Origin of the sequence: Mesorhizobium sp. M1E.F.Ca.ET.063.01.1.1 (assembly GCF_003998155.1) — a bacterium.
Taxonomy (GTDB): domain Bacteria; phylum Pseudomonadota; class Alphaproteobacteria; order Rhizobiales; family Rhizobiaceae; genus Mesorhizobium.
Map to the genome: position 1 here is coordinate 1 of NZ_RZSC01000157.1, position 10,017 is coordinate 10,017.

Genomic DNA, 10,017 nt, shown 5'->3' on the forward strand with positions numbered 1-10,017 from the left:
GCAAGAAGGCCTGAGGCGTATTGATATTCAAGTGAGGCCGGCCTGCAAATGCCGGCTTCTCGCGCTTCCGGCCTTCGCCGACCGAAGCGCTCATGAGTGGCGTGGCAGTTAAATCAAGGCTACGGCCGGCGTAGGCCGCTTCTCGGAAACCGTCCAGTTTGGTCGCTTCGCGCCCGTCTTCGACTCCGGCTCGGCCTGACCAGATTGTCGGATGCAGAAGCTCCAACCGATCCAGTCATGGTCTTGGTGGTTGCTCTCCGACGTTCAGGCATCATCTCGCAAACGGAAGCCACGAACCTTTGGCGCTCATGTCATGGAACACTACCGTGTAGGAGCCGGAGTTGCGCGCCCCCTTGACTTAGAGCGCACTCTAACCTGTAGCTTCCCGTGCGTCGTGACGAAAGAAGGGCGTTCATGAAGATTGGTGAACTGGCGAAGCGTTCGGGATTATCGACCCACACCATCCGTTACTATGAGCGGATCGGGCTGCTTCCCTATGCCGACAGGGACCAATCGGGCCAGCGTGACTACGACGCATCAATCCTCAGCTGGATAGAATTTCTCGACCGTCTCAAAGCGACCGGGATGCCTATCCGGGAAATGCTGCGCTACGAGGCCTTGCGGGAACGTGGCGTCGGCACGGAAGCGGAGCGCGGCGCGTTGCTTGAACAGCACCGCGAGCGTGTCCGAGCACATGTGGCCGAATTGCAAGCCTGCCTTCTCGTCCTCGACACCAAGATTGCCGGATATGCAGGCAATGAACAGAGGATGAAAGAATATGACGCAACAATCCCCGAACGCCGGCGAAAGCCGGCTGGAACGCGGCAAGCGGGCGCTCGCTGAAATCGACGGCGAAGCCGGCCACAATGTCATTGCCGCTCTGGCGGACATTGCCCCCGACTTCGCAAACTACGTGTTCGAGTTCTCGTTTGGCGACATTTACAGCCGCCCCGGCCTCGATCTGCGCGCTCGGGAAATCGCCACTGTCGCGGCGCTGACCGCGATGGGGACAGCGACTCCGCAATTGAAGGTTCACATTGAGGCGGGCCTGAATGTCGGGCTGACCAAGGACGAAATCATCGAGATCATCATGCAGATGGCGGTCTATGCGGGCTTTCCTGCGGCTCTCAACGGCCTGTTCGCAGCCAAGGAAGTATTCGCCCGATTTCCCGTCCAGAAGGCGGAGGCGAGCGTGTAGGAGCCCGGTTCACGGCGAGGGACCACGAGATGGCGCAGGTGGCTTAGGAGCCTTCGGATCCGGGTTTCGTGCGTCACGCGGCCAAAGGCTATTCACCCGCTCCCGGAAACCGCTCTAACACCTGAAGCGCGTCGCGCTGAAGCGGATTCGGGCGACGCGCTTTAAGTCTTTGTCATGCATTAAGCCGGGAACAGCTCCCGAAGGGTCTCGCGAACCAGCTCAAGAAACCCCTGAATCGCAACACACCTTCGCCTACCGCTTGTATCTACAAAAAAGGCCGGTTGCCCGGCCTCTTTTTTGTCTGATCTCCAGCCTCAGCCGATCTTCTGGCCGGTCTTTGCCCAGTCGGCGAGGAACATCTCCAGGCCCTTGTCGGTCAGCGGGTGCTTGACCAGCGCCTTGAGTGTCGCCGGCGGAGCGGTGATGACATGCGCCCCGATCAGTGCGGCCTGCTTGACGTGATTCACGGTGCGGGCCGAAGCGGTCAGGATCTCGGTCGAGAAATCGTAATTATCGTAGATCTGCTTGATGTCGGCGATCAGGTCCATGCCGTCCCAGCCGGTGTCGTCGATGCGGCCGACGAAGGGCGAGATGAAGGAGGCGCCGGCCTTGGCGGCAAGCAGCGCCTGATTGGCCGAGAAGCACAGCGTGACATTGACCATGCGGTTCATCTCGGTGCGGATCGTCTTGCAGGCCTTCAGCCCGTCCAGCGTCAGCGGCACCTTGATGCAGACATTCGGCGCGATCTTGGCCAGCACCTCGGCCTCGCCCATCATGTCCTTGAACTCGGTGGCCACCACCTCGGCCGAGACCGGGCCTTCGACGATGTCGCAGATCTGCTTCGTGACCTCGGCGATCTTGCCGCCCGATTTCAGGATGAGAGACGGGTTGGTGGTGACGCCGTCGAGCAGCCCCAGATCGTTCAGTTCCTTGATCTCCTTGATGTCGGCGGTGTCGACAAAAAACTTCATAGCGGTCTCCTGAGGATTTTCATGTGCATGGCATGCACCTTGGGGGGTCACCCTTTGATCTAGACCAAAGTCAGGGCAAGGTCACGCCTGATGACGGAAGATTCGCCCTTTGTCGCGGCCGCACCCGTGCTGGTGCCGATGCCTGCCGAACGGCCCTACACCTATGCCGTGCCGCCCGGCATGCGCGTGGTGCCGGGCTCGATCGTGCGCGTGCCGCTGGGGCCGCGCCAGGTCGCTGGCATCGTCTGGGACGGCGCCGTCGAAACGGTCGATCCGAAGAAGCTGCGGCCGATCGAGGAAGTCTTCGATTGCCCGCCGATCGACCGGGCGATGCGCCGCTTCGTCGACTGGATCGCGCACTATACGCTGTCGGCTCCCGGCATGGTGGCGCGCATGCTGCTCAGGGCACCGGAAGCGTTCGATCCGGAGCCCTGGATCGAGGGGCTGCAGCGTACCCTCGCGGAACCCGATCGATTGACCGATGCCCGGCGGCGCGTGCTGGAGACGGCCGAGGGCGGGCTTGCCTGGACGCGCTCCGGTCTCGCCCATGCGGCGGGCGTCTCCTCGACCGTCATCGATGGCTTGAGGGCTCAAGGCGTGTTCGAGACGGTGATGATCCCGCCAAGGCCGGTGGTGGCGGCGCCCGATCCGGGCCATGCCGCGCCGGAATTGATGCCGGACCAGAAGGCGGCGGCCGAGAAGCTGCGAGCCGCCATCGCGGCCGACGCCTTCAACGTCACCCTGCTCGACGGCGTCACCGGATCGGGCAAAACGGAAGTCTATTTCGAGGCGGTGGCGGCGGCGCTCGACAAAGGCCAGCAGGTGCTGATCCTGCTGCCGGAGATCGCGCTCACCCATGCCTTTCTGGAACGTTTCCAGGACCGGTTCGGCGCCAAGCCGGCGGAGTGGCACTCGGACCTGCCGCCCAGGATGCGCGAACGCGTCTGGCGGCAGGTGGCCGAAGGCGGCGTGCGCGTCGTCGCCGGGGCGCGCTCGGCGCTGTTCCTGCCGTTCAAGAACCTCGGCCTGATCGTCGTCGACGAGGAGCACGACCCCGCCTACAAGCAGGAGGACCGCGTCTTCTACAATGCGCGCGACATGGCGGTGGTGCGCGGCCATATCGGGGCCTTCCCGGTCGTGCTCGCCTCGGCGACACCGTCGGTGGAAAGCCGGGTCAATGCCAGCCAGGGTCGATACGACAGGGCCGTGCTGTCGTCGCGCTTCGCCGAGGCCGCGCTTCCCGACCTGAAGTCGATCGACATGCGCCGCGCGCCGCCGGCGCGCGGCGGCTTCCTGTCGCCTCTCCTGCTGGAGCAGATGCAGCGCACGCTGGAGAAAGAAGAGCAGTCCCTGCTCTTCCTCAACCGGCGCGGCTATGCGCCGCTGACGCTCTGCCGCGTCTGCGGCCATCGCTTCGGCTGCCCGGTGTGCTCGGCCTGGCTGGTCGAGCACCGCTTTCGCGGCCAGCTTGTCTGCCATCATTGCGGGCACAACGAGCGGCGGCCGGAAGCCTGCCCGGAATGCGGCACGCTCGACCATCTCGTGGCCTGCGGGCCGGGCGTCGAGCGCATCGCCGAGGAGGTGGTGGCGCATTTCCCGGAGGCGCGCACCATCGTGCTCTCGTCCGATCTGCTCGGCGGCGTGCGCCGGCTGCGGCTCGAACTGGAGGCCGTCGCCAATGGCGAGGCCGACATCGTCATCGGCACGCAGCTCGTCGCCAAGGGCCACAATTTTCCCGGTATGACGCTGGTCGGCGTGGTCGATGCCGATCTCGGCCTTGCCAATGGCGACCCGCGCGCCGCCGAGCGCACTTTCCAGCTGCTCAGCCAGGTGACGGGCCGCGCCGGCCGCACCGGCAAGAAGAGCCTCGGCCTCTTACAGACCTACCAGCCGGACCATCCGGTGATGCGGGCGATCGTCTCTGGCGATTCGGAGGCTTTTTACGAGCGCGAGATCGCCGAGCGCGAGCGGGCGGCGCTGCCGCCTTTCGGCCGGCTCGCCGGCATCATCGTCAGTGCCGCGACGCGAGGCGAGGCCGAAACCCATGCACGGGGCTTGCGGCGCGCCGCGCCCAATGCGTCCGATATCTTCGTGCTCGGGCCTGCCGAGGCGCCACTGTCGCTGATCGGCGGCCGCCACCGCTTCCGCCTCTTGGTGCAGGGCGAGCGGCGCGCCGACATGCAGGGTTTTATTCGCGCCATGCTGGCGGATGGGCCGAAACTGAGGGGCTCGGTCAGGGTGCAGGTCGACATCGACCCGCAGAGCTTTCTATAAGCTCAAGAGACTGTCCCACCGGAGCGCTCACACATGAAGACCCTTGGCCTCATCGGCGGCATGAGCTGGGATTCGACGGCGATCTATTATCGCCTGCTCAACGAGATCGTGCGCGAGCGGCTGGGCGGGCTGCATTCGGCGAAGCTTTTGCTGTGGTCGTTCGATTTTGCCGAGATCGCCGAACGCCAGCATGCGGGCGACTGGCAAGGCGCGGGCACTCTTCTCGTGGAGGCCGCGCGCGGGCTGGAGGCAGCCGGCGCGCATGGCCTGGTGATCTGCACCAACACCATGCACAAGCTCGCCGACCAGGTGCAGGCAGCGGTGTCGATCCCGTTGATCCACATCGCCGATGCCACGGCGCACGCCGTCGTCGAAGCGGGCGTCAAGCGCCCGGCGCTGCTCGCAACACGCTTCACCATGGAGCAGGATTTCTACAAGGGGCGGCTCGCCGACAAATACGGCCTGCAGCCCGTGGTGCCGGACCGGACCGGCCGCGACATGGTGCATCGGGTGATCTACGACGAGCTCTGCCAGGGCGTCGTCAGCAGCGGTTCGAAAGCGGCCTATGTCGAAGAAGTCGGCCGCCTGCGGCGCGATGAAAAGATCGACGGCCTCATCATGGGCTGCACCGAGATCACGATGCTGATCGGCCAGGGCGATTTCGACATTCCGGTGTTCGACACCACGCGCATTCATGCCGAGGCGGCGGTCGAATTCGCGCTGTCTTGATACGTTCTTTCTAAAGTACCGGCCGCCATCTGGCGTGCGATTTTTCCTCCGCTAGAATGCCGGCAATTTCAAACAAGAATTTACGAGGGGGAAAGATGGAATTCGCGTTTCCGTGGCCCGCGAGCCAGGGCGAGTGGCTGGCATGGTCGAGCGCCGTTGTCACCTTGCTCATCGGCCTGTTGCTGTTCCTGGCGCCGAATCTCGCCTTCCGCATCCTGCGCCTGCAGGCGAAGCCCGAGAAAGCGGCGGCGATCGCCGAAGGGCGCGGCCGCATGTCGGGCTTCTATCTCGGCGTCAGCCTGTGCTGCATCCTGTTGGCGCAGCCGCTGCTTTACATGGCGCTCGGCTTCTCCTGGCTGTTCACGGCCTTCGGCCGGCTCTTGTCGATGATGTCGGACGGCGCCAACACCCCTTTCAACTGGGCTTCCATCGTGGTTGAATTGGCGCTGGCGGCCCTGCCGCTGGCCTTCGCCTTCGGCTTCGTGCCGTGAATTCGTGACTAAAGCGCGTCGCGCCGAAGCGGATTCAAGCGACGCGCTTTGGGTCCTTGTTTTGATGCATGTCGTTTTCCCAAAACCGCTGCACACTTTTGGGCGACATGCATTAATCCGGCGCTTGAGCTTGGCCTTCGCCGCCTGATGCGACAAAAGTGCCTGAAAACCATGCCGGACGATGCATTGCGGTCTTAAAAGGCCTGTGCTAGACGGCAATCGACTTTCGGCCGGGGATAGCGGAAGCCGCGCCTCCGTGCTTGGAAAAATGCAGTAAGGTCAAAGATTTAGCCAGAGTTTTTGCTCGCGCCAACAATCTGCGGCCTGTCAGACAAGAGAAAAGACGGTCCGTGGCCCAATCGTCATCGCCAATCTCAGCTGTCGCAGAACGCTATGCAAGCTCGCTGTTCGAGCTCGCGCTGCAGGAAAATTCGGTCGCCAAGGTCGAGGCCGACCTCAACGACTTCGAGGCGATGCTCAACGGCAGCGCCGATCTTACCCGGCTGATCAACAGCCCGGTGTTCTCCAGCGAGGATCAGGCCAAGGCGATCGGCGCGATCGTCGGCAAGGCCAAGATCACCGGCCTGGTCGGCAATTTCCTGCGCGTCGTCGCCAAGAACCGCCGCCTGTTCGCCGTGCCCGGCATGATCAAGGCGTTCCGCCAGATCGCCGCCGATCATCGCGGCGAGGCGTCGGCCGAGGTCACCTCGGCGCATGCGCTGACGGATGCGCAGCAGACCGAGCTCAAGGCGACGCTGAAGAGCATCGCCGGCAAGGACGTGGCCATCGCCATGACCGTCGACCCGTCGCTGCTCGGCGGCCTGATCGTCAAGATGGGCTCGCGCCAGATCGATACGTCGCTCAAAACCAAACTCAATTCGCTCAAGCTTGCACTGAAAGAGGTCGGCTGATGGACATCCGCGCCGCGGAAATTTCCGCAATTCTGAAAGACCAGATCAAGAATTTCGGCAAGGAGGCCGAGGTCTCCGAAGTCGGCCAGGTTCTGTCCGTCGGTGACGGCATCGCCCGCGTCTACGGCCTCGACAACGTCCAGGCCGGTGAGATGGTCGAATTCCCCGGCGGCATCCGCGGCATGGCGCTGAACCTCGAAGCCGACAATGTCGGCGTCGTCATCTTCGGCAACGACCGCGACATCAAGGAAGGCGACACCGTCAAGCGCACCGGCGCCATCGTCGACGTTCCGGTCGGCCCCGGCCTGCTCGGCCGCGTCGTCGACGCGCTCGGCAATCCGATCGACGGCAAGGGTCCGATCAAGGCGACCGAACGCAAGCGCGTCGACGTCAAGGCGCCCGGCATCATTCCGCGCAAGTCGGTGCACGAGCCGATGTCGACCGGCCTCAAGGCCATCGACGCGCTGATCCCGGTCGGCCGCGGCCAGCGCGAACTGGTCATCGGCGACCGCCAGACCGGCAAGACTGCCATCATCCTCGACACGATGCTGAACCAAAAGTCGGTGCACGACAACGGTCCGGAGAAGGAGAAGCTCTACTGCGTCTACGTCGCCGTCGGCCAGAAGCGCTCGACCGTCGCGCAGTTCGTCAAGGTGCTGGAAGAGCGCGGCGCGCTCGACTACTCCATCATCATCGCCGCCACCGCGTCCGACCCGGCGCCGATGCAGTTCCTGGCGCCATTCGCCGGTTGCACGATGGGCGAATATTTCCGCGACAACGGCATGCATGCCCTCATCAGCTATGACGACCTGTCGAAGCAGGCCGTCGCCTATCGCCAGATGTCGCTTCTGCTGCGCCGCCCGCCGGGCCGCGAAGCCTATCCAGGCGACGTGTTCTATCTGCACTCGCGTCTCCTGGAGCGCGCCGCCAAGCTCAATGACGACAACGGCAACGGCTCGCTGACCGCGCTGCCCATCATCGAAACGCAGGCCAACGACGTGTCGGCCTACATTCCGACCAACGTGATCTCGATCACCGACGGCCAGATCTTCCTCGAGACCAACCTGTTCTTCCAGGGCATCCGCCCGGCGGTGAACGTCGGCCTGTCGGTGTCGCGCGTCGGCTCCTCGGCGCAGATCAAGGCGATGAAGCAGGTCGCCGGCTCGATCAAGGGCGAGCTCGCGCAGTACCGCGAAATGGCGGCCTTCGCGCAGTTTGGCTCGGATCTCGACGCCGCTACGCAGCGCCTGCTCAACCGCGGCTCACGCCTGACGGAGTTGCTCAAGCAGCCGCAGTTCTCGCCGCTCAAGGTCGAGGAGCAAGTCGCGGTGATCTTCGCCGGCGTCAACGGCTATCTCGACAAGCTGGCGCTCAACCAGGTCGGCAAGTTCGAGCATGGCCTGCTCAGCCACATGCGCTCGGCCGGCAAGGACGTGCTCGACGGCATCCGCGAGGAGAAGGCGCTGTCGGACGACCTGCGCGCCAAGCTGAAGGCGGAAATCGACGCCTTCGCCAAGACCTTTGCTTGAACGAAGCCGGACGGGATCGGGTTGAAGCATGGCTTCGTTAAAAGACCTTCGTAACCGTATCGCCTCGGTCAAGGCGACGCAGAAGATCACCAAGGCGATGCAGATGGTCGCCGCGGCGAAGCTGCGTCGCGCGCAGGACGCAGCGGAAGCGGCCAGGCCCTATTCCGAGCGGATGGGCGCGGTGCTGGCCAACATCACCCAGGCGATCGGCGGCGGCGGCGATGCCCCTGCGCTGATGACCGGCACCGGCAGGGACGATGTGCATCTGCTCATCGTCTGCACCGCCGAGCGCGGCCTGTGCGGCGGCTTCAACTCGCAGATCGCGCGTCTTGCCCGCGACCACATCCGCCGGCTTCTCGCCGATGGCAAGCAGGTCAAGATCATCTGCGTCGGCAAGAAGGGTTTTGACATCCTGCGCCGTGAGTACAGCTCGCTGATCCTCGAGCGCGTCGATCTGCGCGAGGTCAAGACGCTCGGCTTCGTCAACGCCGACGCGATCGCGCGCAAGGTGATCAACCTGTTCAACCAGAATGGCTTCGACGTCTGCACGCTGTTCTATTCGCAGTTCAAGTCGGTGATCAGCCAGATCCCGACGGCGCAGCAGATCATCCCGGCGGCCCAGGCTTCCGCCGCCGCCGAAACGGGCAACGGCGCCACCGCCGTCTACGAATACGAGCCGGAGCCGGGCGAAATCCTTTCCGACCTCATCCCGCGCAACATCGCCGTGCAGATCTTCCGGGCGCTGCTCGAGAACGCGGCCGGCGAGATGGGCGCCAAGATGAGCGCGATGGACAATGCGACGCGCAATGCCGGCGACATGATCAACAGGCTGTCGATCACCTACAACCGCCAACGGCAGGCGCAGATCACCAAGGAATTGATCGAAATCATTTCGGGCGCCGAGGCGCTCTAGGCACGCCCCGCCGCCGAGGTCCTCGACCTCACAGCGGACGGCGTGAGCAACGGATAGACGAAAAGGGCAAAGACGATGGCGAAAGCAGCTACCCCGAAGACCGCCAAGGCGGCACCGGCCCCCAAGGAAGCGGCAAAGGCTCCGGCCGCCGCCGCGAAGGCCGCTCCGGCGAAGAAGGCGGCCGCTCCGGCCAAGGCAGCAGCCCCCGCCAAGGCGGCAACGACTGCCAAGGCGGCGAGCGTCGCGGCGAAGAGGGTCGGCGCCGCCGGCAAGGTCCGCCAGGTCATCGGCGCCGTCGTCGACGTGCAGTTCGAGGATCATCTGCCGGCCATTCTGAACGCGCTGGAAACCAACAATGTCGGCAACCGCCTGGTGCTCGAGGTCGCCCAGCATCTCGGCGAGAACACCGTGCGCTGCATCGCCATGGACTCCAGCGAAGGCCTGGTCCGCGGCCAGGACGTCTTCGACACCGGCGGGCCGATCTCGGTGCCGGTCGGCCCGGGCATGCTCGGCCGCATCATCAACGTCATCGGCGAGCCGGTCGACGAAGCCGGACCGGTCGACGCCGTCGAGCTGCGCGCCATCCACCAGCCGGCTCCGGCCTATGTCGACCAGTCGACCGAAGCGCAGATCCTGGTCACCGGCATCAAGGTTCTCGACCTGCTGGCGCCTTACGCCCGCGGCGGCAAGATCGGCCTGTTCGGCGGCGCCGGCGTCGGCAAGACCGTGCTGATCCAGGAACTGATCAACAACGTGGCCAAGGCCCACGGCGGCTTCTCGGTGTTCGCCGGTGTCGGCGAGCGCACCCGCGAAGGCAACGACCTCTATCACGAGTTCATCGAATCGGGCGTCAACAAGAAGGGCGGCGGCCAGGGCTCGAAGGCGGCACTGGTCTACGGCCAGATGAACGAGCCGCCGGGCGCGCGCGCCCGTGTCGGCCTGACCGGCCTCACCGTCGCCGAATATTTCCGCGACCAGGGCCAGGACGTGCTGTTCTTCGT

10 protein-coding genes and 1 pseudogene are annotated in these 10,017 nt (G+C 64.6%); 9 read left to right on the forward strand and 2 right to left on the reverse strand.

The window, feature by feature from the left end; translation table 11 throughout:
• Positions 1 to 226, reverse strand: a 226-nt coding sequence (locus EOA29_RS42225) for a hypothetical protein (RefSeq protein WP_210213145.1), incomplete at its 3' end; no start/stop codon positions are given.
• Between the two features lie 188 nt (positions 227 to 414).
• Between EOA29_RS42225 and EOA29_RS13935 the strand changes: the two genes are divergently transcribed.
• Positions 415 to 843, forward strand: coding sequence for a MerR family transcriptional regulator (locus EOA29_RS13935; protein WP_126091331.1), 429 nt, complete (start codon positions 415 to 417; stop codon positions 841 to 843).
• Positions 779 to 1,198, forward strand: a complete 420-nt coding sequence (locus EOA29_RS13940) for a carboxymuconolactone decarboxylase family protein (protein WP_126091332.1) — start codon at positions 779 to 781, stop codon at positions 1,196 to 1,198. The genes EOA29_RS13935 and EOA29_RS13940 overlap by 65 nt, the downstream gene beginning before the upstream one ends.
• 314 nt (positions 1,199 to 1,512) lie before the next feature.
• Here EOA29_RS13940 and fsa read toward each other — a convergent pair whose 3' ends face one another.
• A complete protein-coding gene (fsa, locus tag EOA29_RS13945; RefSeq protein WP_126091333.1) occupies positions 1,513 to 2,169 on the reverse strand; it encodes a fructose-6-phosphate aldolase in 657 nt (218 codons plus the stop codon).
• Positions 2,170 to 2,259: 90 nt separating this feature from the next.
• On the opposite strand from fsa, the gene EOA29_RS13950 reads away from it, so the two are divergent.
• The 7 genes and pseudogenes from EOA29_RS13950 to EOA29_RS13985 form a co-directional block, all read left to right on the forward strand.
• Positions 2,260 to 4,443, forward strand: a complete 2,184-nt coding sequence (locus EOA29_RS13950) for a primosomal protein N' (protein ID WP_126091334.1) — start codon at positions 2,260 to 2,262, stop codon at positions 4,441 to 4,443.
• Positions 4,444 to 4,476: 33 nt separating this feature from the next.
• A complete protein-coding gene (locus tag EOA29_RS13955; protein ID WP_126091335.1) occupies positions 4,477 to 5,172 on the forward strand; it encodes an aspartate/glutamate racemase family protein in 696 nt (231 codons plus the stop codon).
• 95 nt (positions 5,173 to 5,267) lie between these two features.
• Positions 5,268 to 5,663 (forward strand): DUF4345 family protein, encoded by a 396-nt coding sequence (locus tag EOA29_RS13960; protein WP_126091336.1) that lies wholly within the window; start codon positions 5,268 to 5,270, stop codon positions 5,661 to 5,663.
• 350 nt (positions 5,664 to 6,013) lie between these two features.
• Entirely contained in the window at positions 6,014 to 6,574 is a 561-nt protein-coding gene (locus EOA29_RS13965; RefSeq protein ID WP_126091337.1) for a F0F1 ATP synthase subunit delta, read from the forward strand.
• Positions 6,574 to 8,103 carry a F0F1 ATP synthase subunit alpha gene (gene atpA / locus EOA29_RS13970; RefSeq protein ID WP_126091338.1) on the forward strand — a complete coding sequence of 510 codons (1,530 nt, stop codon included), beginning with the start codon at positions 6,574 to 6,576 and terminating at the stop codon, positions 8,101 to 8,103. Before EOA29_RS13965 ends, atpA begins: the two co-directional genes overlap by 1 nt.
• A gap of 28 nt (positions 8,104 to 8,131) precedes the next feature.
• Positions 8,132 to 9,016, forward strand: coding sequence for a F0F1 ATP synthase subunit gamma (locus tag EOA29_RS13975; protein ID WP_126091339.1), 885 nt, complete (start codon positions 8,132 to 8,134; stop codon positions 9,014 to 9,016).
• 75 nt (positions 9,017 to 9,091) lie between these two features.
• Positions 9,092 to 10,017: pseudogene (locus EOA29_RS13985) on the forward strand (F0F1 ATP synthase subunit beta); the annotation flags it as partial.